The sequence below is a fragment of the Stenotrophomonas sp. PvP093 genome, assembly GCF_017876915.1.
Classification (GTDB): Bacteria; Pseudomonadota; Gammaproteobacteria; order Xanthomonadales; family Xanthomonadaceae; genus Stenotrophomonas; species Stenotrophomonas muris.
In genome coordinates this window covers 1,526,504-1,551,913 of sequence record NZ_JAGIOX010000004.1, presented here as the reverse complement: position 1 = coordinate 1,551,913, position 25,410 = coordinate 1,526,504, and the positions used below count along the sequence as shown (strand labels likewise).

The window sequence follows — 25,410 nt, the reverse complement described above, 5'->3', positions numbered from 1 at the left end:
ATAGAGTCGAGCCATGCTCGACTGCGGGCTACCGACAAGGCCCAGTCGAGCGCGGCTCGACTCTACGGAAAGCAGTAACCCGCCTTCGGCGGCTTACTTGCTGCCGCCGGCCATGGTGCCGGCCGCGTCGATCTCGGCCTGGGCGCGGGCCGCATACAACGTCCCCGGCGGCGGCTGGCGGCTGAAGAAGGTGTGCACGCCATCCAGCACGGCGCCAGCGATCTTGCGCTGGTACGCCGGGTCCATCAGGCGGCGCTCTTCATCCGGATTGGAGATGAACGCGGTTTCCACCAGCATCGCCGGCATGTCCGAGGTGCGCAGCACCGCGAAGTTGGCGCGCTCGATGTTCGGCTTGTGGTTGTTGCCGATCCGCTTCAGGCCGCCCAGCACGTGGCCGGCCGCGTCTTCGGACGCCTTCATGTAGCCGCTCTGCGCCAGGTCCAGCAGCACGTTGGCCAGGGTGCCTTCGGTCTGCTGCAGGCGCACGCCACCGACCAGGTCGGCCGCGTTTTCCTTGTCCGCCAGCCAGCGGGCGCGCTGCGAAGAGGCGCCCTTGGTCGACAGCACGTAGACCGATGAGCCCGTGGCCGAGCGGTTTTCGGCCGCGTCGGCATGGATCGAGATGAAGATGTCCGCCTTGTTCGCACGCGCCTTCTGCGCACGCATCGGCAGCGGAATGAACACGTCGCTGTCGCGCGTCAGGTAGGCCTTCAGGCCTGGCGTGGCGTTGACCTGGCGGGCCAGCTCGCGCGCCACTGCCAGAGTGACATCCTTCTCGCGCTTGCCGGTCGGGCCGATCGCACCCGGGTCCTGGCCGCCGTGTCCGGGATCGATCGCCACCACCAGGTGGCGCATGCCGGCCTGCATGCGGATACGCGACGCATCGCTGGGCATGACAGGACGCGGCGGTTCCACCGGCGTCGGTGCCGGTGTAGGCACGGTGGCCGGCGGCGTGGTCACCACCGCTGCGGTGCGCTGGCCGGCGAGGATCGCGGCCGGCGAGGACGACGGCGTGCTGCTGGCGGTGACACCGGCCGCAGCAACCTGGGCCGGCGCGGTGGTCGGTGCCGGGGTCGGCGTGGCCGGTGCGGCGGCAGTGGCGCTGGCCTGCTGCTGTACCTGTGCGGTCAGCAGGGCCGTGGCACGCGCGGCATCGGTGCGCGACTGCGCGCTCTCGGCCGGAGTCGGTACAGGTGCAGCTCCCGCCGCGGGCGCCTGCGGCTGCACGGCTGGCGTCGCCGCCGCGCGGCTGCTGGCCACGGCCGGGCCATCGCCCGGCCATTCGATCACCAGCTTGGATTCATTGCCCTCGCGCTGCATCTGCGGGCGGAACGGCGCCACCGATTCGGCGAGGTCGAAAACGACGCGGAACGTGCCCGGGACCGGCTGTCCGGTACGCACCGCCGTGACCACGCCCTGCGCGGCCGGCATCTTCAGGTTGCGTATGGCGCTGGAGTCGGGGAAATCGACCACCAGGCGGTTCGGGCCGGCCAGCGACAGGGTCTTGTAGCCGCCACTGCCGACCAGCGAGATCTCGGCACGGGTGCCGGTAGCGCCGGTGTTCAGCAGGACCTGTCGGACTTCACCCGCCCACGCACTGACGCTCGCCAGACCCAGTCCGACGGCGGCACAGATGGCGATGAGACGGTTCCCCGGGCGCATGGCTCAGGATTCAATCACCGCGCTGAACGGAATGCAACACCTTTTTCCTTAATAATCCGTAACCTGCCGGTCTTTGTTCTCGTCAGCCGACAGAAATGGCCTGCAAGTCGCCCCCTTGCGGCAGCCGTTCCAGCCATTCATGTCCTACGTCGCTGGCCCCAGTGAGACGGACGCGTCGTCCCTGTCCCTCGATCTCCAGCGCCACTACCAGGTCGGTCGGCGGCAGCGCGCCGGCGCCCCGTTCCGGCCATTCGACCAGCCACAGCACCGCGCTGCCCTCGTCCAGGCCGAGGAAATCCAGCTCACCGGCCTGGCCGATGCGATACAGGTCCAGGTGCCACGCCTCGCCGCCACTGGCCAGCGGATAGCGCTCGACCAGGGTGTAGGTGGGGCTGCGGATCGCACCCTGCACGCCCAGCGCGCGCAGCAGCGCGCGGGCCGTGGTGGACTTGCCGGCACCCAGGTCGCCGCGCAGTTCGATCAGCGCCTGCGGCGGCCGGGTGGCCGCCAGCCACTGCCCGAGCAGTTCGGTGGCGTCGCTGTCGGCAAGGAAGAATTCGGTCATGGGGAGAGGTCCGGGTTGGCCAGTCGCCGCAGCGGCGCCAGCAGATCAGTAGGAAGCAGGCCGCGCGCGCCATCGGCGGCAGCTGCATCGCCCGCCAGCGCATGCAGCAGCGCGCCCGCGGCCGCGGCATCGAAGGCCGCAAGGCCCTGCGTGCGCAGGCTGGCGATGATGCCGGTGAGCAGGTCGCCCATGCCTCCCACGGCCATCCCTGGGTTACCGGCAGCGATCAACCGGGGCGTTTGCCCAGGCGCCGCCACGATGCTGCCTGCGCCCTTCAGCACCACCACGGCGTGGAAGCGCTCGGCCAGCATGTGCGCACAGGTGTAGCGGTCGGCCTGGATTTCAGCCGTGCTGCAGCCGAGCAGGCGCGCGGCCTCGCCCGGGTGCGGTGTGAGAATGGCATCGGGCAACGCGCGCGGATCCTGCGCCAGCAGGTTCAGGGCATCGGCATCGACCACCAATGGCTTGTTGCTGGCCAGCACCCGCGCAAACAAGGCGCGTGCCCATTCGTCCTGGCCCAGACCGGGCCCGATCGCCACCACCTTCGCCTTGTCCAGCAGCGCCGGCAGCACATCGCCATCTTCCAGTGCATGGGTCATGGCCTCGGGCAACCGGGCCAGCAGTGGACCGACGTGGTCGCGGCGGGTGCCCAGGCTCAACAGCCCCGCACCCGCGCGCAAGGCGGCTTCGGCCGCCATCGCGATGGCACCGCCGCTGCCATGGTTGCCGCCGACGCACAGCACGTGCCCGGATTCGCCCTTGTGGGTATTGGCGCGGCGCGGTGGCAACAGGGCCCGCAACCTCACCTGCGTCCAGTGCTCCGCAGCGGGTACCACGCCTTGCCAGGCCGCCGCGGGCAACAGCAGGGGCGCCAGGACCTTGTGCCCGCAATGATCCAGCGCATCGCCGGAATACAGCCCGCGATGCGCCAGGATGAACTGCAGGGTCAGTGCAGCGCGCACTGCTACACCCGGCACCGCCCCACGGTCGGCATCGACGCCACTGGGAACATCCAGCGCCAGCACCGGCGCAGTCTGCGCGTTGAGCGCGGTAATCAACGCCTGCGCCGTACCCTCCGGCGCGCGATCAAAGCCCAGCCCGAACAGGGCATCGACCCAGACGTCGGCCTCGGGCAGCATGCCGTCGAAATCGGTGATGGTGCCGCCGCCGGACCTGAATTCAGATGCTGCACGCTGTGCCAGCGCGGTCGAGGGCGGCCTGCCCGGCAGGGCGATCACTGTCACCTCGCGCCCGGCCTGCAGCGCGTGACGGGCCAGCACATGGCCATCGCCCCCATTGTTGCCAGCGCCGACCACCACGCCGATCCGCCGCGCCTGGGGCCAATGCTGCAGCAGGCACTGCCAGGCGGCCTGGCCGGCCTGCGCCATCAGGCCCCAGCCGCCGTCGGCGGCCAACGCCGAGGCCTGCGCATCAAGCGCACGCGCGGCAGCGGAATCGAACAGATCGGCAAGGTTGGCCATGCAGGGATTTTATACTGGTGCACATGTCCCCCGCCCCCACCCCTGTCGATCCGGTCCAGGCCGTGCAGCGCATCCGCGAACTGGCGCGTGCGCATGGCTTCCAGCGCTGCGGCATCGCCGGTATCGAACTGGGCGAGGATGAAGCGCATCTGGCCGACTGGCTGGGCCAGGGCCTGTACGGCACGATGGACTGGATGGCGCGCCACGGCACCTTGCGCGCGCGACCGGCCGAGCTGCTGCCCGGCACCGTGCGCGTGATTTCAGTGGGCATGGACTACAGCCACAAGGACGACACCGAAGCCTGGGCGACCCTGGCCGACCCGGGCCGCGCCTACGTGGCGCGCTACGCGCTGGGCCGCGACTATCACAAGCTGATGCGCAACCGCCTGCAGAAGCTGGCGACGCAGATCAATGATGAAGTAGCGCCACTGGGCTACCGCGTGTTCGTCGATTCCGCCCCCGTGCTGGAACGCGCACTGGCGCGCAACGCCGGCCTCGGCTGGATCGGCAAGCACACCTGCCTGATCGACCGCCATGGCGGTTCATGGTTCTTCATCGGCGAGATCTACATCGACATCCCGTTGCCGATCGACACGCCGGCCACGGCGCACTGCGGCACCTGCACGCGTTGCATCGATGTCTGCCCGACCCAGGCCATCACCGGCCCGCAGCGGCTGGACGCGCGGCGCTGCATTTCCTACCTCACCATCGAGCACGACGGCGCCATTCCCGAAGACATGCGTCCGTTGATCGGCAACCGCATCTACGGCTGCGACGACTGCCAGCTGGTCTGCCCCTGGAACAAGTTCGCCAAGCGCACCGACGAAGCCGATTTCCGCGCGCGCAACAACCTCGATACCGCGCGCCTGGACCAGCTGTTCGCCTGGGACGAGGCCGAGTTCCTGCGCCGCACCGAGGGCAGCCCGATCCGCCGCAGCGGGCACGAGCGCTGGCTGCGCAACATCGCCGTGGCACTGGGCAACGCACCGTCCTCGGCCGAAGCATTGGCCGCGTTGCAGACCCGCGTCGATGATCCCTCGCCGCTGGTGCGTGAACACGTGCAGTGGGCGCTGGGCCAGCACACGGCGCGCTGACGTGCGATCCTGAGCCCCCGCTCCACCCGCAGCACGCCGTTCCCATGCAGCCACGCAACAACGACATTTTCACCCCCAGCCAGCTCAACACCCTGGCCCGCGACCTGCTGGAAGGCAGTTTCCCGGCGATCTGGGTCGAGGCCGAACTGGGCAGCGTGGCGCGTCCTGCCTCCGGTCACCTGTATTTCACCCTGAAGGACGCGCGTGCGCAGCTGCGTGCCGCAATGTTCCGGATGAAGGCGCAGTACCTGAAGTTCGTGCCGCGCGAAGGCATGCGCGTGCTGGTGCGCGGCAAGGTGACCCTGTACGACGCCCGTGGCGAGTACCAGATGGTGCTGGACCACATGGAGGAGGCGGGCGAAGGCGCACTGCGCCGCGCCTTCGAGGAACTGAAGGCACGGCTGGAGGCCGAGGGCCTGTTCGACCCGGCGCGCAAACGGCCACTGCCGGCGCATGTACAACGTCTGGCAGTGATCACCTCGCCGACCGGCGCCGCCGTGCGCGATGTGCTGAGCGTGCTCGGCCGCCGTTTCCCGCTGCTGGAAGTCGACCTGCTGCCGACCCTGGTGCAGGGCAGCAGCGCCGCCGCGCAGATCACCCGCCTGCTGCAGGCGGCCGATGCCAGTGGTCGCTACGACGTGATCCTGCTGACCCGCGGCGGCGGTTCGCTGGAAGACCTGTGGGCCTTCAATGACGAAGCCCTGGCCCGTGCGATCGCCGCCAGCCACACCCCAGTGGTTTCGGCGGTCGGCCACGAAACCGACTTCAGCCTCAGCGACTTCGCCGCCGACCTGCGTGCGCCGACGCCTTCGGTGGCAGCTGAACTGCTGGTACCCGACCAGCGCGAACTGGCCCTGCGCCTGCGCCGCACGGCCGCGCGCATGGTGCAGCTGCAACGGCATGCGATGCAGCAGGCGATGCAGCGCGCCGACCGCGCCCTGCTGCGCCTGAACGCCCAGAGCCCGCAGGCGCGGCTGGACTTGTTGCGCCGGCGCCAGCTGGATCTGGGCCGGCGCCTGCATGCTGCGTTCAACCAGCAGCAGGAGCGTCGCGCCGCGCGCCTGCGTCATGCGGCGGCAGTGCTGCGCGGGCACCATCCGCAGCGCCAGCTCGATGCGATGCAGCGCCGTCTGGCTGCCCTGCGCGGGCGGCCGCAGGCCGCAATGCAGCGCCTGCTGGAGCGCGATGCACTGCGACTGCGCGGACTGGCGCGTTCACTTGAAGCAGTCAGCCCGCTGGCGACCGTGGCGCGTGGCTACAGCATCCTGACCCGCAGCGATGACGGTACGCTGGTGCGAAAGCTTGATCAGGTACAGTCCGGTGACGCCCTGCAGGCCCGCGTCGGCGACGGCGTGATCGACGTACAGGTCAAGTAAGGGGTGTTCGGCAGGGCTGCGCCCTGCACCTGCGGTAGTGCCGGCCGCTGGCCGGCAACCTCAACAGCAACAGCAAAAGCGGCTCTGGATTGCTGATGGTTTGGCGGGGCGGTGTGGCTGTGCAGGACACGCCGTAAACCCCGCTGCGCGGTCCGGCCCAGCCGCTGGCGGCTGTGCGTTCGGGCGCTTGCGAAGCAGTGCTTCGCAAGCAAAGCGCCCTCACCCCTGGGGGCTCGATGGCGCCAACGGTCCTGCACAGCCACACCGCCCCACCTCTGACAGATTCCGATGACTGTTGGTAGGTGTCGAGCTTGGTCGACACGGTAGATCCTGTCAGATATCGAATCAATTCGGGGTCAGATCCGTTTTCCTACGGAAAACGGATCTGACCCCAAGAGCATTTCCCACAGACCGCAGCAAACTGTCGAAGGCAGGGTGGGTCCGGTTGCGGGGGTGTCCGCGGCATGGATGCCGCGGCCAAGCCCCCATGGAAGGGATTACGGCGTCTCCCGCAACCGGACCCACCCCGCCATCCCTCAGGAAACCCGCTTCCGCTGTTGCTGCTGCCGGCCAGCGGCTGGCACTACCTACCGCGGGTGCAGGGCTGCAAGCCCTGCCGCCCCTCCCCCTACTTTGCCTGCTCGCAGAACTTCTGCCGGTACTCGAGCGCCTTCGGCATCAGCGCCTGCAGGTTCTGGATGCGGGTACCCGGGTTCGGGTGGGTGGAGGCGAACTCCGGCGGCGCCTGGCCGCCACTGGCCTGGCCCATGCGCTGCCACAGCGGCACCGCCTCGCGGGGATCGAAGCAGGCCGCTGCGGCCAGCATCAGCCCCACTTCATCGGCCTGCGTCTCGTGGCTGCGCGCATAGGGCAGCAGGTAGCCGTAGCCCATCGCCGACATCATCATCTGTTGCTGCTGCGCATCCATGCCGCTGGCGGCACCAGCCATCTGCCCGATCTGGGTCAGCTTCTGCTGCGCCATCCGCTGTGCACCATGGCGTAGAAGCGCATGGGCGATCTCATGGCCCATCACCACCGCCATCGCGTCACGCGTACGCGCCACCGGCACCAGGCCGGTGTAGACCGCCATCTTGCCACCCGGCAGGCAGAACGCATTGGCCTGCTCGGACGGGATCACATTCACTTCCCACTGGAAATCCCGCGCGAAATGCGCCGGCTGCACGCCGTGCTCCTGTGCCAGCGCGGTCTCCACCACGTCCACCTTGGCGATCAGGCGCTGGGCGATGTCGCGCACATCACGCGCGATCGGCGCATTCGGATCCATCGGCCGTTCCTGCGACAGGATCTGCTGGTAGGCCTGCAGCCCGAGCGCGGTCTCCTGACGCGCATCCAGGCTGCTGTCGATCATCACCTTCTCGCCAGTGTAGGGATCGACCGTGCGATTGGAGAACCAGTAGAACACCGCATAGCCCGCTGCCAGCAGCAGCACCCACCAGCGGATGTTGCCGAACAGGCCGCGCCGCTGCGGGCCTTGCGGCGAGCGGGAAAAGGGATCGTTGCGCATCGGTGTCTTCCAGCAGGCCCCGCCGGCCGGCGGGCACGGCGCAATCTTAGTGCGCGGACGCCAGCAGCGGGTGAAGCCCGATGCTCAGATGCCCCGCACCAGACGGAAGCCGATGCGCGCGTTGGTGGTGTCTGAGTCCTGCGATTGCCGCCAGGCCGCACGGGTCTGCTCGGGCGCATTGGCCCAGTTGCCGCCCCGGATCACCCGCGACCGGCAGCCCGGGTTGAACCAGGCGACACCATCGGACGGCGCACGCCGGTAGCTGGCATGCCAGCAGTCGGCCACCCACTCGCTGAGATTGCCAGCCATGTCGTGCAGGCCGAAGGCATTGGCCTGGAAACTGGCCACCGGCGCGGGCCCCCACCAGCCATCGCCATAGCCGACGAAGGCGTTGTGCCAGTGCCGCCCCGAGGGCGAGACATCCTTGCTGCCGGTGAAGTTGCCAGCGCCGGGCGGCGGCGTGCCGGCGTCGCCCCACGGATAACGGCCACTGCTGCCGGCACGCAGCGCGTACTCGAATTCGGCCTCGCTGGGCAGCCGGTAGCTGCGTCCTGTCTGCTCGGACAGCCACGCCGCGTAGTTTTCGGCATCACGCACGCTCACATGCATCACCGGCGAATTGCCCAGTGCGCGCGCGCCATCGTAATCGGAACGCCAGTCCACACCGCTGCGGCGGATGAAATTGCCGCTGCGCTCGTCATAGACCACCGAGTGGCCGCGCCGGGTCGCACGCGGCCGCGCATTGGTCGACTTCACATAGCGCTCGAAATCACTGACCGTGATCTCGGTGATCGCCATCGCAAACCCGCGGTCGAAGCGCACATAATGCGAGGGCCGCTCGGCATCGCTGGCACCGGGCTCGGCATCACCCGCGCCCATCTGGAAGCCACCATGCGGCACCACGATCATCTGCGGGCCGCGCCCGCCATCGCGCATGGCGTCGCTGAACACCTGCCCGGGACGGAAGCTGCCGTAATGGGTGGCCAGGTCGATGCGTTCGCGCAACTGGGCCACCACCGCATCCCCTGGCAAGGCGATGCGCAGGGCCTCGGCCAGCTTCTCGCGCGCCGGCTTCAGGCCCTGTGGCGTCGCCAGTTCGCGAAGGCCATCATCGCGCAGCTGCAGCAGTGCCGCCGCGCGGATCTGTTCGATACGTTCGAAGGCATCGGCAATGGCCGGTGACGAATCACGGACCTTGCTGGCTTCGGCCAGCCAGGTGCCGGCGCTGGCAAAGTCACGCACCCGCGCGGCGTCCTCGGCACGGCGGATCAGGCCACTCTCGGCCGCCGCCAGGCCCTGCCGTGCCCGGCTGTTGTGTTCATCCAGGGCCAGCGCTTCACGGAAGTTGCCGATCGCGCCGTCACCGTCCTCACCGATCCGCCCCGAACGCAGGTCTTCCTCGCCGGCACGGTTGTAGGCCACCACGCGCTGGGCGAGCTCCACCCGTCCCTGCAGCGCGCGAACCTTCTCATCCTTCGGCGCCAGGCTCAGCAGCACCAGTGCCTGGCGGCTGGCCTCGGCCAGCGCCTCGCGCTGCTGCAGCGGCCGGACCAGCAGGGCATCGGCCTGCTGCTGAAGGCGCTGGCGGGCGCGCTGCAGGCCGTTGCGGGCCTGGCGGTCATCCGGGTCTTCTTCCTGCACCGCCAGCCACAGCGGAACCGCCGCGTCGGCGTCCTCGTACAGGCGCCCTTCGGCGAACGCCTTCTCGGCCGCGCGACGCAGCTGGGCCAGGCTGCGCCCCTGCCGATCGACCCGCGGTGGCGTCCACCGCTGCACATCCTCGGCGGCATCCTCACCGGCGATGGCGACACTGCCCTGCGCCGCCTCCGGCGTCGCGTCCGCCTGCATGCCTTGCTGCGGCCGTGCGTCTTCGCCAGCAGCCGGTCCCGGCTCCGGTGTCGCCGAGGGCGACGGCGTGCAGCCGGCCAGGGCCAGGGCGGTGCACAGCACGGACGACAGCGGAAAACGCAAGCAGGATCTCCTTCGGCACGGATGCGGACCGACGTTAGGCTATTCTCCCCTGCCTGAGCAAACCCGAGTAGTAGGCCCTGACCCGTGGCAATCTGGATCACCACCCCCGCCGAGCTGGATCCGTACTTCCAGCAGCGTCCGGCCCGCATCGGCCTGGACACCGAATTCATCCGTGAACGCACCTTCTGGCCGCAGTTGGCCCTGGTGCAGATGGCGGTCGGGCAGGACATCCTGCTGATCGACCCCCTGATTCCCGGCATGACCGAGGCGCTGGCGCCGTGGCTGGCCGATGAATCGATCGTCAAGGTGATGCACAGCGCCAGCGAAGACCTGGTCGCCTTCAAGTGGGCCTGCGGCGTGTTGCCACGTCCGCTGTTCGACACCCAGATCGGCGCCTCGCTGGCCGGCATCGGTGGCGGTATGGGCTACCAGAAGCTGGTCGCGGAAATCACCGGCGTGGCGCTGGCCAAGGGCGAAACCCGTTCGGACTGGATGCGCCGCCCGTTGTCCGAGTCGCAGCTGCAGTACGCCGCCGACGATGTCGAGCACCTGTTCGCGCTGCATGACGCCATCGATGCCAGGTTGCAGGCGCTGGGCCGCCAACAGTGGCTGCACGACGACGGCGAGCGCCTGCTGGCCAGCGTCGCCAATGACGAAGACCGTTGGCCGCACCTGGCGATGCGCTCGGCGCAGTTCCTCGACACGGCCGCACAGCATCGGCTGCTGCGTCTGCTGCGCTGGCGCGATGTGCAGGCACGCAGCAGCGACCGCCCGCGCAGCTGGATCCTGGACAACGAACTGGCCGCCACGCTGGCACGCACGCCACCGGCCGATGCCGCCGCACTGGGCAAGCTGTTCGAACAGTTCCCGAAGGCACCGCGCAAGCTCGCGGGCGCTGTGTGGCAGGCGCTGGATACGCCGCTGGCCGATGAGGCCGAAGCACCGCTGGCGCTGCCGGCCAACGACAGCAACAAGCAGGCACTGAAGAAGCTGCAGGACGCGGTTGCCGAGCGCAGCCGCGAACTGGGCCTGCCGGATGGCGTATTGGCCTCACGCAAGCACCTGGAAAGCTATCTGGAACGCCGCCAGTGGCCGGCCGCACTGGCCGGCTGGCGCCAGCAGGAACTGGAATCGCGGCTGCAGGCGCTGCTGCCCGCACGTTGATGGCACAAGGCGCCGGACCACGCCGGCGCCATGCACCTCGAGCCTGCAGGGGCCGTGCTAGGGTTTACCGGTACTGACAAGGAGACGTCGATGCAGACCCTCAAGATCGCGACCGCCTGCGCACTGCTGCTAACCACGTTGGGCCTGGCATGCTCTGGGCAGGCCGCACCGCTTTCCTATGCACAGGAAAAGGAGAACACAGCCAATCTGGTGGACATCATTGACGGTGCCACCCGCGACGGTCTGGTTGCCGTGCTGGTGCCGGCCCCGTATGTCGTGCACAACGGCGGGCCAGGCGTCGGCTCTCCGGTCCCCGGCTTTCATCTGGGCAAGCGCTCGACCGACCTGCCCGGGTTCTCGACGCGGGTGTCCTTCCAGCACAAGGACATTCCCTCCCAGGGCTATGTGCAGCTGTTCAACACCAACGAACTGGAAACCGGCCCGCAGCGGACGGTGTTGATGGACGTGTTCGAGGTGCATCTGATTCCGCCGGGCACCTATCTGCTGAACGGTGCGGAGAACTACCGCCTGAACACCCGCGTGGCCAAGCTGAAGCCGCTGGGGACTACGGACGAAGTATCGAAGGACATCGGCGCCACCCGCCTGGCCGACGTCGATTACCGTTTCTATTCCTGGAAGAAGGTCTGGGTACCACCCGGCGTCCTGACCGATCAGCACTCCCAGCAGGTCTGCATCTCGGTGCATGTGGCCTCCGGCAACTGCGTGGCATGGGGCACCCAGAACTACGAAACCTCGCGCCCGACCGAAGGCTACTGGGATGACAGGATCGTCCCTGAAGACATCCCTGCCGTACGCATCCAGGCGGTCATCGCCAAGGCCCACGCGCCACTGGCCTTCACTGCCCGCGAAGGGCAGATCCTGCTCAGCCCCTTCATTGTTGCCGCCGACGGCGATATCGATTTCAACGCGAACGACTGCGCACCGGTCGACAAGCTGACGGGATGCGCCCTGCGCCGCTTCACGGTGCACTACCAACCCGCGCCGCTGGACGCTGCACGCAAGCACATCGCAATCACCTCGCGCGGCCTCAACGGCAAGCAGCGCAAGGTACTGGAGCGGATGGAGGCGATGCAGCTGCAGGTGCTGGGCCCCAGTGCGCCGTCCGATGCAGCGCTGGGCAAGGGCGTCAGCGCCACGCCGTGAGCACGGATGATGCCGAGCAACGAAAAACGGCGCTCGATGAGCGCCGTTTCCGTTACACGACGGGGTAAGCCTTACCAGTTCATGTTCAACGAGACACCGACGGTGCGCGGTTCGTTGTAGACCGCGGCCATGTAGTTCTCGATCACACCCTTGAGGTTCTTCTCGTTGGTGATGTTGCGCGCGAACAGCGCCACTTCATAGGCACCGTAGTTGCCCGAGTAGCCGATCTTCAGGCCGCCCTCGAAATCACCCTTGGAGTTGAACTCCTTGCTGTCGTACAGCACGAAGCTGGTGTAGCCCTGCTTGTTCCAGTCGGTGGACACGAACATGGTGCCCGCGTCGCTGACCGGGAAGTCGTAGCGGGCGGCCAGGTTGACGTTGTACTTCGGCGCGTTCGGCAGCGGGTTGCCGTCGATCTGCGCGAAGGTGTTGGCACCGACCTTGATGGTCGGGTCATTCACCGTGCACACCACCTTGCCGTTGAGGCCGCAGACCTGCGCGTAGACGCGCTTGTCCTTGATCTCGCTGTGCAGCAGGCTGACGCCGGCGCTCAGGGTCAGGTTCGGGATCGGGCGCAGCTCCATGTCCGCTTCGAAACCGTAGGCCTTGGCCTTGTCGGCATTGAACAGCACGCCGTTGCCGTCCGAATCGTTGCCGTTGAGCTGGATGTCATTGACGGTGTAGGTGAACGCGGTGGCGTTCAGGCGCAGGCGGTTGTCCCACAGGCTGCTCTTCACGCCGGCTTCCCAGGACAGGATGGTCTCGGAATCGGCGGTGGTGAAGTCGGCATTGAACACCGCCGAACGGCCCTGGATGGTCGGGCCGCGGAAGCCGCGTGCGACCTTCGCATAGACGCTCACGTCCGGCGTGATCTGGTACATCGCGCTCAGATCCCAGCTCGGGGTGGTGTCGGACATCTTGACGTCGGTGCGGCCCTTGTAGGTCACCACGCCGGCGGCGGTGTCAGCGGTCTTCAGCAGGCGGGTGTGCTTCTCGTCCTTGGTCTGGCGCAGGCCGGCCGTGACGGTGAACTTGTCGGTGAAGGCGTAGCTCAGCTGGCCGAAACCGGCCCACGAGGTGTTCTTGTTGCGCAGTCGCACCCAGTTGTTCGGGTTGCGGGCCGCACCCTGCAGGAACCACGCACGCTGGTAGAAGTCGGTGGTGTCGCTGCCGTTGAAGTAGAACGCACCGGCCTGCCACTGCAGGGCGCTGTCGTCATGGCTGGCCAGGCGGAATTCCTGGGTCCACTGGTCCAGATCACGGATGCGGCCCATCGACTGGCCGTAGCCGTTCGGCACACCGTTCACCGGGAAGTTCACCGCCGCGCCGCCGTCGGTGTCGCCACGGCTGTAGCCGGAGGTGGTTTCGTAGGCGGTGATCGAGGTGAAGTCGATCGCGCCGAAGTCGTAACGCGCCTTCACCGAGCCACCGTAGGTCTTGTAGGCCTGCGGGTTGTTGTCGGCTTCGTCGTAGGCGACCTGGTCGCGCGGCACGTCGGTCTTGTTCGAGCCCTTGGTCAGCGCACCACGCAGGAACAGGGTCGAGGTGCCTTCGTAATCACGGGCGTGGGCCGAGGCCAGGATCGAGAACTGGTCGCTCGGGGTCAGCAGCAGCTGCGCGCGCACGTTGCGGTCATCGAAGCCGCCCATGGCGTTCTTCTTCGGGCTGACCGTGCCGTCAGCGCTCGGGCCCCTGTAGGTGTTGTCGACGTAGTCGTCGCGGTGCTGGTACAGCGCCGACACGCGGAACGAGGCGATGTCGTTGATCGGGCCGCCAAAGCCGCCGTCGATCGACACGCTGTTGTAGGTCGCATAGCTGGCGCTGACGCGGCCGGTGTAGTCCTGGGTCGGCTTCAGCGTGTCGAACTTGATGATGCCGGCGGTGGTGTTGCGGCCGAACAGCGAGCCCTGCGGGCCGCGCAGCACTTCCACCTGGTCCACGTCATAGACCGGGTTGGACTTCAGCACCACGTGCTCCAGCACCACATCGTCCTGGATGATCGACACCGGCTGCGAGGCACCCAGGTAGAAGTCGATGTTGCCCAGGCCGCGGATATAGAAGCGCGGGAAGATGCGGCCGGTGGTGGTTTCCGCATACAGGCTCGGCACGCGGCCGGACAGCGCCAGCAGGGTGTCGTCGCCGCCGGCGGTGAAGTCACGCATGCGCTCTCCCTGCACCACGCCCACCGAGACCGGCACTTCCTGCAGGTTCTGTTCGCGGTGCTCGGCGGTCACGGTGATCGTGTCCAGGCCCGTCGGGGTCGGCGCGCTGTCCTGCGCGGCGGCACCAAAGCTGCCGACCAGGGCCAGGCCGGCACAGGCCAGGGCCAGCGGATGGCGGCGGAAGGAAACGAAGGAAGACGACATACCCGACAGGCGGCGGGAATCGGAATGGGAGGGCATGGAATGCTCTGAGGAGGCGTCCGTGCGGCCTGCGCGAGCCGGGCGGCAAAAAGGAGGAGAACTGCGCAAGCCGCCATTATCCCCCAAATTGTTACGATTTCGTTGCGCGGCATCCGGGCCCGACAAACCGGACGGTTTCGGCACAGTGCACGCCTTCATGCCACGCCGTCCGGCACATCCCGGGTCGGCTTGGCAAGGCGCAGCCAGTTGGCTACACTGAAGCCCTGCCGTGGGGCCATAGCTCAGCTGGGAGAGCGCGTCGTTCGCAATGACGAGGTCAGGAGTTCGATCCTCCTTGGCTCCACCACTCATAAAGAAGACCCGCCGATCGTCGCGATCTGCGGGTTTTTTCTTGCATCGATCACGAGTCAGGCAGGTTCCTGATCCCCGTCCTTGCGGCGTGGACCACGCGAATGCGTATCACGCACCTGCTGATCGCGCTGCCCCGGCCGCTGCTTTGCCACGTCCTCCTGCGCCCTGTCCTGACGGCTTTCCTGTACGCCCTGTTTCGGATCGCCAGGGTCTTTGTCGCGCTCGCTCATCGAAGTCTCCTGTGCCGGCGAAGGCCGATCAGGACTTCACGCTAGAGGCTGCGCAGTGATCCGCAGGTCAGGCCCGCGCGAACAGCGTGTGCAGTTCCGCTTGCCGCCGCAGCTCACGGCTCTGCAGAATCCGGACCAACATGCCTAGCCAGTCCGCGATGTCACCTCCCGCCCAGCACGCCGCGCGTACGCTGCCAATGCGCCTCGATCCAGCGGACGGCAGCATCCAGCTCGGCCACCTGACGACGTTGATCTGCCCCACCCTGTCACTGGAGGAGGCGCGCATCGCCTTCGCCACGCTGATGCATGGCGAGCGCGATGCCGGCACCGGCTATCACTGGCTCAGCCTGCACCGGGTCAGTCTGGGCGGTGCGCCCGCCGGCATCAGCCTGTGCTTCCACGGGCAACAGCTCGACATGGTGACGATCGGCGTCGATCTGCCGGGTGCGACACTGGAAGACGGCTGGCCGACCCAGGTCGCAATCGATGCCGAAGTCGCTTTCATGCGTCGCACCTTGGCCACGGCTCTGGGGCGCAAACTGGCAGGTGGCCGCGCCCGGTTCGAGTGGGGCGAGGCATGGGCCCGGTTCGACCCGAAAGGCTTCATGGCCAGCAGCGGTATCCGCTACACGCCGCGCTCATGACGCCGCTCAGGTACGGGTGATCGACACTCCACCTTCAACACGCATCGCGGTACCGGTAACGAAACTGCTTTCATCGCTGGCCAGGAACAGCGCCGCGTTGGCGATCTCCTCCGGCTCGGCCATGCGCTTGAGTGCGTGCAGCGAGCGCACGAAGTCGCGGGCATCGCCGGTGGGTGCGGCCTGCCGGCCCATCTCGGTATCGGTACCGCCAGGCAGCAGCACGTTGCTGCGTACGCCACGCGCGCCGTACTCGGCGGCGATCACCTGGCTCAGGCCGATCAGTCCGGCCTTGCTCGACGCGTAGGCGGCCATACCCGGGAAGCCCACGGTATGGCCGACAAAGGTACCGACAAACACCAGCGAGCCACCCCCGCGTGCCAGCAATGCCGGCAACTGCGCGCGTGCGGCATGGAAGGCGGCGTCGAGATTGGTGGCCATCACCTCGCGCCACGCATCCGCCGGGAACTCTGCTGCCGGCACGCCGGGGCCGAGCATCCCGGCATTGTTGAGCGCGATGTCCAGGCCTTCGAATGACTGCTGGGCCAGATCGACCAACGCCTGTGCCGTGCCCGGCTCGGCCACGTCGGCGGCATGCACCACCACCTCGCCGCCGCCGGCACGGATCTGCTCGGCCAGTGCGTGCAGCGGTTGCGGCCGACGCGCATTGAGCACCAGCTTTGCCCCTTCGGCGGCGAAGCGCAGCGCACTGGCGCGGCCAATGCCGGCGCTGGCACCGGTGATGAGGGCGATCTTGTTGTTCAGGCGCATGAGAGTGGTACCGGTTGTGGAGTGGCCGCCACGATGCCGCGCCTCCGGCCCACCAACACTCCGTTTCCGGGCCTCGCGGCCAGGTGCAGGAAACGGAGTTTCCGCAGAACCGGCACGTGCCAGAATCCGCCCATGGACAGCACCGCCACCACCGCCCTCGACGCCCGCGTCGAACGGGTCTGCCGCCATCTGCAGGCCAGCCTCGACGAGCCCTCGCTGCAGGAGCTGGCCGACATCGCCGGCTGCAGCCCGACGCGCCTGCATCGCCTGTTCAAACAGGCCACCGGGCTGACCCCCAAGCAGTACGCTGCCGCGCTGCGCGCCGACCGCCTGCGCACCGGGCTCGAACAGCAGGAGCGCATCACCGATGCCTTCCACGATGCCGGCTTCGGCTCCAGCGGGCGCTTCTACGAGAACGCACCGAAGTTGCTGGGCATGACTCCCAAGCAATGGCGCGCAGGTGGTCGCGGCGAAGTCATCCACTTCGCGCTTGCCGAAAGCTCACTGGGCAGCGTGCTGGTGGCCAGCAGCGGGACCGGCGTGGTCGCGATCCTGCTCGGCGACGATCCGGAGGCGCTGCTGCAGTCACTGCAGCAACGCTTCCGCCAGGCCGAACTGGTCGGTGCCGACCACGGCTATGAGCAACTGGTGGCACAGGTGGTGGGCCTGGTCGAGGATCCCTCGCGAGGCGCCACACTGCCGCTGGATATCCGCGGCACCGCCTTCCAGCAGCGGGTATGGGAGGCACTGCAGCAGATTCCGCGCGGCCAGACCGCGTCGTATGCGGATATTGCCGCGCATATCGGTGCACCACGCTCGAGTCGTGCGGTGGCACGTGCCTGCGCGAGCAATCCATTGGCGGTAGCCGTGCCCTGCCACCGCGTGGTGCGCCGCGACGGTGACCTGTCCGGCTATGCCTGGGGCGTTGCGCGCAAGCGCGAACTGCTGCGCCGGGAAAAGGTCGCCAACGGCTGACGCCACCCGATAGCCGCCGACCTTGGTCGGCACACCCAGCTTCCGGTAGTGGCCGACCTTGGTCGGCACACCCACCAAGCACTCAATCCAGCTTCACCACCAGCTTGCCGAAGTTGCGCCCCTGCAACAGCCCGAAGAACGCCTCCGGCGCCTTCTCCAGACCTTCCACCACATCCTCGCGGTACTGGATGCGGCCCTCGCGCAGCCACTGCGGCATCTCGCGTTCGAAGTCCGGCCACAGGTGGTTGAAGTCGTGCACGATGAAACCACGCACGGTCAGGCGCTGGCGCAGGATCTGGCTGAACAGTGACGGCAGCCGATCCGGGCCAGGCTGCTCGACGCCCCGCTCGTTGTAGGTAGCGATGGTGCCGCAGACCGGAATGCGGGCGAAGTCGTTGAGCAGCGGCAGCACCGCATCCAGCACATGGCCGCCGACATTCTCGAAGTACACGTCGATGCCCGCAGGCACTGCCGCGCGCAGCTGGTCCGCAAAATCAGCCACGCGATGATCCAGCGCCACGTCCACGCCCAACGTCTGCAGATAGGCACGCTTGGCCTCGCCACCGGCGATGGCGACCACGCGCGCGCCCTGCAGCTTGGCCAGCTGCGCCACGGTCGCGCCCACCGGCCCGGTCGCGGCGGCTACCACCAACGTCTCGCCCGGCTTCAGACGGGCGATTTCATGCAGGCTGGAATAGGCGGTGAAACCGGGCATGCCATATACCCCCAGCGCCGTACTGAGCGGCAGCCCGGCCGGATCCAGACGACGCCCCAGCGCCTTGGCCGGCAGCACCGCGTGGGTCTGCCAGCCCCCCGGCGCCAGCACCAGCTCGCCTGCGGTTACGCCCTCGGCCTTGGATTGCAGCACCTCGGCCACGGTCTGGCCTTCCATCACCGCCCCTACCGCCACCGGCGCGGCATACGACGGGCCCTCGTCCATGCGTCCTCGCATGTACGGGTCCAACGAGAGGTAGCGGTTGCGCAGCAGCACTTCGCCATCGGCCAGTGCCGGCAGCGCAACCTGTTCCAGGCGGAAATTGGCTGCACTTGGCGCCCCCTGCGGACGCGAGGCAAGCACGATGCGGGACGCGGCGGAGGAATCGGACATGGCCAGGTCTCTGCTGTTGCCAGCATCGGGAAAGGACTGCCGACACTACGCTGCGGCGATCCCCGATGGCGGCCACGAAAACAGCGTTCCACTGCCCGGACCCGCGCGGGTCCGGCGCACCCCTTGCCCTTGCAGCTTTGGCGAACGCGGCGACCTGCAGATTTCCACCGCAGACGACAATCGATGGGCCACGCCCCGCTCCACAACGGAGGATCAAGCACTTGCGAGCGCGCAGAGGGCAATGTGAAGAAATCTTGGCAAAACGCTTGCCGAAGGCAGCCGACCTCCGTAATATACGCGTCCTTGGCAGCGACCTCGCTGCAACGAAACATGTGGCCGAGTAGCTCAGTTGGTAGAGCAGGGGATTGAAAATCCCCGTGTCGGCGGTTCGATTCCGTCTTCGGCCACCACTTTCGAAGGCCTGCAGAAATGCGGGTCTTTTTTTTCCGGAAACCGCACTCACCGCGGTAGCCACACAATTTGGCCGAGTAGCTCAGTTGGTAGAGCAGGGGATTGAAAATCCCCGTGTCGGCGGTTCGATTCCGTCTTCGGCCACCATCTTCAGAGACCTGCAGAAATGCAGGTCTTTTTTTTATTCGCGCTTCGCGCAAGCGGCGACCACCGTGGCTCGGTTGACGAAACATTTACACCGGCACGGGCCGCGGCACCTACGCTCCAGACTCCTGCCTGGAGCCTGCCGATGCATCTGCGCCCCGCCCTGCTCGCCTGCCTGCTGCTGGCCGCCTTCCCGGTGATCGCCACTGAACCGGTGCGCGCGGTCGAGCACCTGGACATTGATCGCTACGCGGGCCAATGGCACGAGATCGCGCATCTTCCAGTCTCGTTCCAGAAGCAGTGCGTGGGCGACATCACCGCCAACTATGGCCTGCGCCGCGACGGCCGCATCAGCGTCACCAATGCCTGCCGCAAGGGTGACGGCGAGCGCGTGGTCGCCGAAGGCGTGGCACGCCCGGTGGCCGGCCATCCCGGGCAACTGCAGGTGCGCTTCGTCCCCGACTGGCTGAGCTGGGCGCCCCTGGTCTGGGCCGACTACTGGGTGCTGGCGCTGGACCCGGACTATCAATGGGCCCTGGTCGGCGAACCCGGCCGCAAGTATCTGTGGATCCTCTCGCGCCTGCCGGAGATGGAGCGCGATCGGTTCGAACAGTTGAAAGCCAAGGCCGAGTCGATGGGGTACGACCTCGGGCCACTGCGCCTGATGGCCCCGCTGCGCGATCCCGCGGCCGACTGAACCGCTTCGCATCCGGCGCATCGTGCGCGCGCCATCCGGCGTTGTGCATGCCCGACCGCCATCTTCACGCGCTACCCTCTGCGGACGGGTCGCCCCGGGCGATCCATAAAACCATACGCCGTAGTATGCTTACCCCAACGCACCCCCTCCAGAGGACTTGCGCCCATGCTCCACCGCTTCCGTACCGCCTTGATCGTCCTGTGCACCCTCGCCCTTGTTGCCTGCGGCAACGGCATCGTCAAGCGTGTTTCGGAACCGGCGGCCAGCCTGCAGCAGCTGACCGTGCGTGCCGACGGCAACTGGACCGTGGCCCTGCGCCTGCAGAACTTCAGCTCGATGCCGATGACCTTCGATGATGTCTCATTGGCGCTGACCGTCGGCGACAGCGATGCCGGCACCCTGCAGGTCAAGCCCGGCATCTCCATCGGCGGCACCTCCGCCGACGTCATCAATGTCGACCTCGTGCCCAGCTCGACCGCGCGCCTGGTGGTGGCCGACGCGCTGGCCAGCAACCGCACCCTGGCCTACGCCCTGAAGGGAACGGTGGCGGCCACGCCGCAGGAAAAGAAGCAGCGCAGCTTCGACATCAGCAGCCGCAGCACCCTCAACCAGGCCCCCGGCCTGCCCGGCGTGCTGCGCTGAACCCGCCTTTCGTCGCGGCGCCCGGCGCCGCTCCCCTCTGCCCTGATCAAATCGAGACGTACCGATGAGCAGCTACACCGCCCCGCTTTCCGACCTCCGTTTCGCCCTGCACGACGTGCTCAAGGTCGAACCCCTGTTCGCCCGCCTGGGCTTCACCGACGCCACCGCCGACGTGGTCGATGCCGTGCTGGAAGAAGCCGGCCGCTTCAGCGCCGCCGTGCTGGCCCCGCTCAACAGCGTCGGCGACGAGATCGGCTGCGTGCTCGACCAGGCCACCGGCGAAGTGACCACCCCGCCCGGCTTCAAGCAGGCCTACGACCAGTTCGTCGATGGCGGCTGGACCGGCCTGACCGCCTCGCCGGAGCTGGGCGGCCAGGGCCTGCCGCACACCCTGGGCGTGCCGCTCAACGAAATGATCAACGCCGCCAACCTGGCATGGGGCAACTTCCCGCTGCTCTCGCATGGCGCCATCGAAGCGCTGAAGCAGCACGGCGAGGCCTGGCAGCACGAGGCTTTCCTCAAGCCGCTGATCGAGGGCCGCTGGACCGGCACCATGTGCCTGACCGAGCCGCACTGCGGCACCGACCTGGGCCTGCTCAAGACCAAGGCCGAGCCGAACGCCGACGGCAGCTACTCGATCACCGGCACCAAGATCTTCATCACCGCCGGCGAGCACGACCTGACCGGGAACATCGTGCACCTGGTGCTGGCCAAGCTGCCCGACGCCCCTCCGGGCGCCAAGGGCATCTCGCTGTTCGTCACCCCGAAGTTCAAGGTCGACCGCGATGGCAACGTCGGCGAGCGCAATGCACTGCGCTGTGGCTCGATCGAACACAAGATGGGCATCAAGGGGTCGGTCACCTGCGTGATGAACTTCGATGGTGCGCAGGGTTACCTGGTCGGCCAGCCGCACAAGGGCCTGCAGGCCATGTTCACCATGATGAACACCGCGCGCCTGGGTGTCGGCCTGCAGGGCATCGGCCTGTCCGAGCGCGCTTACCAGAACGCACTGAAGTACAGCCGTGAGCGCCTGCAGTCGCGCGCCCTGAGCGGCGCCAGGTTCCCGGACAAGCCGGCCGACCCGATCCTGGTCCACCCGGACGTGCGTCGCATGCTGCTGACCGTGAAGTCGCTGGTCGAAGGCAGCCGCCTGCTGGCGCTGCATGCCGCCACCCTGATCGACATCGCCCACCACGCCCAGGATGCCGCCGAGCGCGAGCGCGCCGACACCCTGGTGAGCTTCCTGACCCCGATCTCCAAGGCCTGCCAGACCGAATGGGGCATCGAGAACACCTACAACGCCCTGCAGTGCTTCGGCGGCCACGGCTACATCCGCGAGCACGGCATGGAGCAGCTGGCCCGCGATGCACGCATCACCACGCTGTATGAAGGCACCACCGGCATCCAGGCGCTGGACCTGATCGGCCGCAAGACCGCATCAAGCCAGGGCGCCGGCCTGAAGCTGATGCTGGCCGAGATCGAAGCCTTCGCCAAGGAACACGAGGGCAACGAAGCGCTGGCCGAGTTCATCGGCCCGCTGCGCGCCAAGGCCGCCGAATGGGGCAAGCTGACGATGGACGTGCTGCAGCGCGCGGCCGCCAATCCCGACGAACTGGGCGCGGCCAGCTACGACTACCTGTTCTATTCGGGTTACGTCGTGCTGGCCTACTGGTGGGCCCGCAGCGTGGCCGCCGCCGATGCCAGCGCGCACGGCGCCGCCTTCGCCCAGGGCAAGCGCGAGACCGCACGGTTCTACTTCGCCCGCGTGCTGCCGCGCACCCTCAGCCACGCCGCCGCGATCCAGGCCGGCGCCGCGCCGCTGATGGCCATGGACGACGAGCGCTTCGGCGCCTGAGCCGGGCTTCGCCCGGCACCCGCGGTAGTGCCGGCCGCTGGCCGGCAACCGCAATAGCAACAGCTGGATCCCGGTGGATGGCGGGGCGGTGTGGGCTGGCAGGACACGCCGTAAACCCCGCTCCGCGGTCCGGCCCAGCCGCTGGCGACTGTGCCTTCGGGCGCTTGCGAAGCAGTGCTTCGCAAGCAAAGCGCCCTCACCCCTGGGGGCTCGATGGCGCCCTCCATGGCGCCAACGGTCCTGCCAACCCACACCGCCCCGCCTCTGACAGTTCCCCGCGATCTGCGTAGATCCACGCCACGCGTGGATGGAAACCACCGAAATCCATCTGGGGAAAAGCCCCCCTTTGTTAAGGGGGGCGCACCGACAGGTGCGGGGGATAGGAGGAATGCGCGGACCTGAATCATTGCGATTTGGGTTTCGCCCTCCGGGCGATACCCAAATCGCAATGATTCAGGTATAAGCTGTTCTCCCGATGGAGACAGACACTACACGCTTGGGTCTGATCGAAGCCGGAGCTCCGTTTTCTGCTCCGGGCGCCGAAGCATCGCCCAACGCCACGACGCTGCATCGCCCCGGTTCGGTCCGGCTGCTCTCGCTTGATGCCCACGGACGCGTACTGGACTGGATCACCTGGCAGGATGCGGCCTGCCTCTACGCCCGCGAGGCGGTGGCCTGGACGCTCGGCGACCCCTGCCTGCACATCCACGGCGGCACCAACCGCTTCAGCGGCCTGCAGAGCGGCATGGACCTGCACCCGATCATCGCCGCCCGCGGCCACGCCCGCTCCCGTGCGATCGACCCGACGCCGAACCTGACCAACCAGGCCCTTTTCGCCCGCGACGCCCATCTGTGCATGTACTGCGGCCAGCAGTTCAGCCGCCCCACGCTCACCCGCGATCACGTCATGCCGCTGTCCAAGGGCGGCCTGGACTGCTGGGAAAACGTGGTCACCGCCTGCTTCCACTGCAATTCGCGCAAGAGCGACCGCACCCCGCAGCAGGCCGGCATGCCCCTGCTGGCAGTGCCCTACCGGCCCAGCTGGATCGAGCACCTGATCCTGTCCAACCGCAACATCCTGGCCGACCAGATGGCCTTCCTGAAGGCGCAATTGCCCAAGCGCTCGAAACTGAGCACCTGAACGCCTGAAAATGCAACCCTCACCGTCCTGTCACGGACGGCGGCGTTTGCTTGCCCCACCCCCGTTTGAGGGCGAAAATGGGCGTTCAGAAAAAGTGCGAACATGATGATCGACTCTGCCCGCTATCCCCGCCTCGCGCGCATCCAGACGCCGGATGACCTGCGCACGTTCGACGAATCCGAATTGAGGGCGGTTGCCGACGAACTGCGCGCCTACCTCATTGAATCGGTGGGCAAGAGTGGCGGCCACTTCGCCGCCGGCCTGGGCGTGATCGAGCTCACCGTGGCCCTGCACTACCTGTACCAGACACCGCACGACCAGCTGGTCTGGGACGTCGGCCATCAGACTTACCCGCACAAGATCCTGACCGGCCGCCGCGACGAGATCCACACCGTCAAGCAGAAGGACGGCATCGCGCCGTTCCCGAAGCGCGAGGAAAGCGAGTACGACACTTTTGGTGTCGGCCACTCCTCGACCTCGATCTCGGCCGCACTGGGCATGGCCATCGCCCGCCAGTCCGAAGGCGACGACCGCAAGATCGTGGCGGTGATCGGTGACGGCGCGATGACCGCCGGCATGGCGTTCGAAGCGCTGATGCACGCTGGCGGCATGGAGCCGGAGCCGAACCTGCTGGTGATCCTCAACGACAACAACATGTCGATCTCCGAGGCCGTGGGCGGCCTGACCAAGATGCTGGGCCGCGCCACCGGCAGCCGCACGCTCAACGCGCTGCGCGAAGGCGGCAAGAAGATTCTCGGTGACAAGAAGAACAATCCGGCACGCTTCGTGAAACGCTGGGAAGAACACTGGAAGGGCATGTTCGTGCCTTCCACGATGTTTGAGGAAATGGGCTTCCACTACACCGGCCCGATCGACGGCCACGACATGCCCGCCCTGCTGTCCACGCTGAAGACGCTGCGCGCCTCCAAGGGCCCGAAGCTGCTGCATGTGATGACCACCAAGGGCAAGGGTTACGAGCCGGCCGAGGGCGACCAGATCGGTTACCACGCCGTGGGCCCGTTCGATCCGGACAAGGGCCTGGTGGCCAAGGCCGGGGCCAAGAAGCCGACCTACACCGATGTATTCAGCGACTGGCTGTGCGATGCCGCCGCCGCCGAGCCGCGCCTGTACGGCATCACCCCGGCGATGCGCGAAGGCTCCGGCCTGGTGCGTTTCAGCAAGGAATACCCGCAGCGCTATTTCGACGTGGCGATTGCCGAACAGCATGCGGTCACCCTCGCCGCCGGCATGGCCACACAGGGTGGCAAGCCGGTGGTGGCGATCTACTCGACCTTCCTGCAGCGCGCGTACGACCAGCTGGTACATGACGTGGCCATCCAGGACCTGGACGTGCTGTTCGCGATCGACCGCGCCGGCGTGGTCGGCCCGGACGGTGCGACCCACGCCGGCAACCTCGACCTGAGCTTCCTGCGCTGCGTGCCGAACCTGGTGGTGATGGCACCGTCCAACGAAGCCGAGTGCCGGCAGATGCTAAGCACCGGCCTGCAGCACCCGGGCCCGGCCGCCGTGCGCTACCCGCGCGGCACCGGCACCGGCGTTGCAGCCGGCACCGACCTGTCGACCCTGCCGATCGGCAAGGGCGAACTGCGCCTGCAGGGCAGCCGCATTGCCCTGCTCGCCTTCGGCAGCACCGTGGCCGCCGCCGAGCAGGTCGGCCGCGAACTGGGCCTGAGCGTGGTCAACATGCGTTTCATCAAGCCGCTGGACCGCGAGCTGGTGCTGGCTGTCGCCGCCCAGCATGAGGGCCTGGTGACGATCGAAGACAACGTGGTGGCCGGTGGCGCCGGCTCCGGTGTTGGTGAACTGCTCAATGCCGAAGGCGTGCTGCGTCCGATCCTGCACCTGGGGCTGCCCGACAGCTACCAGCACCATGCCAGCCGCGAAGACCTGCTGGCCGAAGCCGGCATCGACGCCGCCGGCATCCGCGCTGCTGTGCTCAAGCGCTGGCCGCAGCTCGCCGCAGGTACCCCGCCGCTCAGCGCGGCAGGCTGAGGCCGATCACCACCCGGTAGATCCACACAGGGCGCAATGGGCGCGGACAGCGTCCGCACCCTCCAG

At 67.7% G+C, this 25,410-nt stretch carries 20 protein-coding genes and 3 tRNA genes; 14 read left to right on the top strand and 9 right to left on the bottom strand.

What is annotated here, in order from left to right:
• Window positions 1–93 precede the first annotated feature (93 nt).
• The 3 genes from J3A72_RS09685 to J3A72_RS09675 all read right to left on the bottom strand — a co-directional run bounded on the left by J3A72_RS09685 (window position 94) and on the right by J3A72_RS09675 (window position 3,708).
• Window positions 94–1,662 carry an N-acetylmuramoyl-L-alanine amidase gene (locus J3A72_RS09685; protein WP_075076320.1) on the bottom strand — a complete coding sequence of 523 codons (1,569 nt, stop codon included), beginning with the start codon at window positions 1,660–1,662 and terminating at the stop codon, window positions 94–96.
• An 82-nt stretch (window positions 1,663–1,744) separates the two neighbouring features.
• Window positions 1,745–2,227 (bottom strand): tRNA (adenosine(37)-N6)-threonylcarbamoyltransferase complex ATPase subunit type 1 TsaE, encoded by a 483-nt coding sequence (gene tsaE / locus J3A72_RS09680; RefSeq protein ID WP_049405932.1) that lies wholly within the window; start codon window positions 2,225–2,227, stop codon window positions 1,745–1,747.
• The gene (locus tag J3A72_RS09675) at window positions 2,224–3,708 is read right to left on the bottom strand and encodes a bifunctional ADP-dependent NAD(P)H-hydrate dehydratase/NAD(P)H-hydrate epimerase (protein WP_075076319.1); all 1,485 of its coding nucleotides are present in this window, start codon (window positions 3,706–3,708) and stop codon (window positions 2,224–2,226) included. Before J3A72_RS09675 ends, tsaE begins: the two co-directional genes overlap by 4 nt.
• A gap of 23 nt (window positions 3,709–3,731) precedes the next feature.
• Between J3A72_RS09675 and queG the strand changes: the two genes are divergently transcribed.
• Together queG and xseA are read left to right on the top strand one after the other, a co-directional pair.
• Complete coding sequence (gene queG, locus J3A72_RS09670) at window positions 3,732–4,802, top strand: tRNA epoxyqueuosine(34) reductase QueG (protein ID WP_032956157.1); 1,071 nt, start codon at window positions 3,732–3,734, stop codon at window positions 4,800–4,802.
• Window positions 4,803–4,846: 44 nt separating this feature from the next.
• Window positions 4,847–6,178 (top strand): exodeoxyribonuclease VII large subunit, encoded by a 1,332-nt coding sequence (xseA, locus tag J3A72_RS09665; protein WP_046431756.1) that lies wholly within the window; start codon window positions 4,847–4,849, stop codon window positions 6,176–6,178.
• A gap of 628 nt (window positions 6,179–6,806) precedes the next feature.
• Here xseA and J3A72_RS09660 read toward each other — a convergent pair.
• Entirely contained in the window at window positions 6,807–7,703 is an 897-nt protein-coding gene (locus J3A72_RS09660) for a M48 family metallopeptidase (RefSeq protein WP_005417787.1), read from the bottom strand.
• A gap of 84 nt (window positions 7,704–7,787) precedes the next feature.
• A complete protein-coding gene (locus J3A72_RS09655) occupies window positions 7,788–9,674 on the bottom strand; it encodes a formylglycine-generating enzyme family protein (RefSeq protein WP_075076318.1) in 1,887 nt (628 codons plus the stop codon).
• Between the two features lie 84 nt (window positions 9,675–9,758).
• Between J3A72_RS09655 and rnd the strand changes: the two genes are divergently transcribed.
• On the top strand, window positions 9,759–10,838 hold the full coding sequence (gene rnd / locus J3A72_RS09650) for a ribonuclease D (protein WP_032956162.1): 1,080 nt from the start codon (window positions 9,759–9,761) through the stop codon (window positions 10,836–10,838).
• A gap of 90 nt (window positions 10,839–10,928) precedes the next feature.
• Window positions 10,929–12,002 (top strand): hypothetical protein, encoded by a 1,074-nt coding sequence (locus J3A72_RS09645; RefSeq protein WP_053496412.1) that lies wholly within the window; start codon window positions 10,929–10,931, stop codon window positions 12,000–12,002.
• Window positions 12,003–12,073: 71 nt separating this feature from the next.
• Here the strand turns inward: J3A72_RS09645 and J3A72_RS09640 are convergent, their stop codons facing one another.
• Window positions 12,074–14,404 carry a TonB-dependent receptor gene (locus J3A72_RS09640; RefSeq protein ID WP_049419229.1) on the bottom strand — a complete coding sequence of 777 codons (2,331 nt, stop codon included), beginning with the start codon at window positions 14,402–14,404 and terminating at the stop codon, window positions 12,074–12,076.
• Window positions 14,405–14,635: 231 nt separating this feature from the next.
• Here J3A72_RS09640 and J3A72_RS09635 point away from each other — a divergent pair.
• A tRNA-Ala gene (locus J3A72_RS09635) sits at window positions 14,636–14,711 on the top strand.
• 61 nt (window positions 14,712–14,772) lie between these two features.
• Here J3A72_RS09635 and J3A72_RS09630 read toward each other — a convergent pair.
• Window positions 14,773–14,946, bottom strand: coding sequence for a hypothetical protein (locus tag J3A72_RS09630; RefSeq protein WP_006457496.1), 174 nt, complete (start codon window positions 14,944–14,946; stop codon window positions 14,773–14,775).
• Window positions 14,947–15,104: 158 nt separating this feature from the next.
• On the opposite strand from J3A72_RS09630, the gene J3A72_RS09625 reads away from it, so the two are divergent.
• Entirely contained in the window at window positions 15,105–15,590 is a 486-nt protein-coding gene (locus J3A72_RS09625) for a hypothetical protein (protein ID WP_075076317.1), read from the top strand.
• Window positions 15,591–15,596: 6 nt separating this feature from the next.
• Here the strand turns inward: J3A72_RS09625 and J3A72_RS09620 are convergent, their stop codons facing one another.
• Window positions 15,597–16,358, bottom strand: coding sequence for an SDR family oxidoreductase (locus J3A72_RS09620; protein ID WP_075076316.1), 762 nt, complete (start codon window positions 16,356–16,358; stop codon window positions 15,597–15,599).
• 132 nt (window positions 16,359–16,490) lie between these two features.
• Here J3A72_RS09620 and J3A72_RS09615 point away from each other — a divergent pair, with 132 nt between their 5' ends.
• Window positions 16,491–17,333, top strand: coding sequence for a methylated-DNA--[protein]-cysteine S-methyltransferase (locus tag J3A72_RS09615; RefSeq protein ID WP_075076315.1), 843 nt, complete (start codon window positions 16,491–16,493; stop codon window positions 17,331–17,333).
• Window positions 17,334–17,415: 82 nt separating this feature from the next.
• On the opposite strand, the gene J3A72_RS09610 is transcribed toward J3A72_RS09615, so the two are convergent.
• Window positions 17,416–18,441 carry an NADP-dependent oxidoreductase gene (locus tag J3A72_RS09610; RefSeq protein ID WP_075076314.1) on the bottom strand — a complete coding sequence of 342 codons (1,026 nt, stop codon included), beginning with the start codon at window positions 18,439–18,441 and terminating at the stop codon, window positions 17,416–17,418.
• 334 nt (window positions 18,442–18,775) lie between these two features.
• Here J3A72_RS09610 and J3A72_RS09605 point away from each other — a divergent pair.
• The 7 genes from J3A72_RS09605 to dxs all read left to right on the top strand — a co-directional run bounded on the left by J3A72_RS09605 (window position 18,776) and on the right by dxs (window position 25,344).
• A tRNA-Phe gene (locus tag J3A72_RS09605) sits at window positions 18,776–18,851 on the top strand.
• Window positions 18,852–18,923: 72 nt separating this feature from the next.
• Window positions 18,924–18,999 (top strand) — tRNA-Phe (locus J3A72_RS09600).
• A gap of 142 nt (window positions 19,000–19,141) precedes the next feature.
• Complete coding sequence (locus J3A72_RS09595) at window positions 19,142–19,693, top strand: lipocalin family protein (protein WP_049405026.1); 552 nt, start codon at window positions 19,142–19,144, stop codon at window positions 19,691–19,693.
• Window positions 19,694–19,858: 165 nt separating this feature from the next.
• Window positions 19,859–20,335 (top strand): LEA type 2 family protein, encoded by a 477-nt coding sequence (locus J3A72_RS09590; protein WP_075076313.1) that lies wholly within the window; start codon window positions 19,859–19,861, stop codon window positions 20,333–20,335.
• Window positions 20,336–20,399: 64 nt separating this feature from the next.
• Entirely contained in the window at window positions 20,400–22,190 is a 1,791-nt protein-coding gene (locus J3A72_RS09585; RefSeq protein WP_075076312.1) for an acyl-CoA dehydrogenase C-terminal domain-containing protein, read from the top strand.
• A gap of 475 nt (window positions 22,191–22,665) precedes the next feature.
• Window positions 22,666–23,331, top strand: a complete 666-nt coding sequence (locus J3A72_RS09580) for an HNH endonuclease (protein WP_032956174.1) — start codon at window positions 22,666–22,668, stop codon at window positions 23,329–23,331.
• A 105-nt stretch (window positions 23,332–23,436) separates the two neighbouring features.
• Window positions 23,437–25,344 carry a 1-deoxy-D-xylulose-5-phosphate synthase gene (gene dxs, locus J3A72_RS09575; RefSeq protein ID WP_032956193.1) on the top strand — a complete coding sequence of 636 codons (1,908 nt, stop codon included), beginning with the start codon at window positions 23,437–23,439 and terminating at the stop codon, window positions 25,342–25,344.
• The last annotated feature ends 66 nt before the right edge of the window (window positions 25,345–25,410 follow it).

What these genes read in the sequence shown, in the direction of transcription:
- queG (WP_032956157.1), top strand. Translation starts at nt 3,732, where the DNA reads ATGTCCCCCGCCCCCACCCCTGTCGATCCGGTCCAGGCCGTGCAGCGC.
- tsaE (WP_049405932.1), bottom strand. Translation starts at nt 2,227, where the DNA reads ATGACCGAATTCTTCCTTGCCGACAGCGACGCCACCGAACTGCTCGGG.
- J3A72_RS09640 (WP_049419229.1), bottom strand. Translation starts at nt 14,404, where the DNA reads ATGCCCTCCCATTCCGATTCCCGCCGCCTGTCGGGTATGTCGTCTTCC.
- J3A72_RS09625 (WP_075076317.1), top strand. Translation starts at nt 15,105, where the DNA reads ATGTCACCTCCCGCCCAGCACGCCGCGCGTACGCTGCCAATGCGCCTC.
- J3A72_RS09595 (WP_049405026.1), top strand. Translation starts at nt 19,142, where the DNA reads ATGCATCTGCGCCCCGCCCTGCTCGCCTGCCTGCTGCTGGCCGCCTTC.
- J3A72_RS09660 (WP_005417787.1), bottom strand. Translation starts at nt 7,703, where the DNA reads ATGCGCAACGATCCCTTTTCCCGCTCGCCGCAAGGCCCGCAGCGGCGC.
- J3A72_RS09580 (WP_032956174.1), top strand. Translation starts at nt 22,666, where the DNA reads ATGGAGACAGACACTACACGCTTGGGTCTGATCGAAGCCGGAGCTCCG.
- J3A72_RS09620 (WP_075076316.1), bottom strand. Translation starts at nt 16,358, where the DNA reads ATGCGCCTGAACAACAAGATCGCCCTCATCACCGGTGCCAGCGCCGGC.
- J3A72_RS09590 (WP_075076313.1), top strand. Translation starts at nt 19,859, where the DNA reads ATGCTCCACCGCTTCCGTACCGCCTTGATCGTCCTGTGCACCCTCGCC.
- J3A72_RS09615 (WP_075076315.1), top strand. Translation starts at nt 16,491, where the DNA reads ATGGACAGCACCGCCACCACCGCCCTCGACGCCCGCGTCGAACGGGTC.
- J3A72_RS09630 (WP_006457496.1), bottom strand. Translation starts at nt 14,946, where the DNA reads ATGAGCGAGCGCGACAAAGACCCTGGCGATCCGAAACAGGGCGTACAG.
- xseA (WP_046431756.1), top strand. Translation starts at nt 4,847, where the DNA reads ATGCAGCCACGCAACAACGACATTTTCACCCCCAGCCAGCTCAACACC.
- J3A72_RS09645 (WP_053496412.1), top strand. Translation starts at nt 10,929, where the DNA reads ATGCAGACCCTCAAGATCGCGACCGCCTGCGCACTGCTGCTAACCACG.
- dxs (WP_032956193.1), top strand. Translation starts at nt 23,437, where the DNA reads ATGATCGACTCTGCCCGCTATCCCCGCCTCGCGCGCATCCAGACGCCG.
- J3A72_RS09675 (WP_075076319.1), bottom strand. Translation starts at nt 3,708, where the DNA reads ATGGCCAACCTTGCCGATCTGTTCGATTCCGCTGCCGCGCGTGCGCTT.
- J3A72_RS09685 (WP_075076320.1), bottom strand. Translation starts at nt 1,662, where the DNA reads ATGCGCCCGGGGAACCGTCTCATCGCCATCTGTGCCGCCGTCGGACTG.
- J3A72_RS09585 (WP_075076312.1), top strand. Translation starts at nt 20,400, where the DNA reads ATGAGCAGCTACACCGCCCCGCTTTCCGACCTCCGTTTCGCCCTGCAC.
- J3A72_RS09610 (WP_075076314.1), bottom strand. Translation starts at nt 18,441, where the DNA reads ATGTCCGATTCCTCCGCCGCGTCCCGCATCGTGCTTGCCTCGCGTCCG.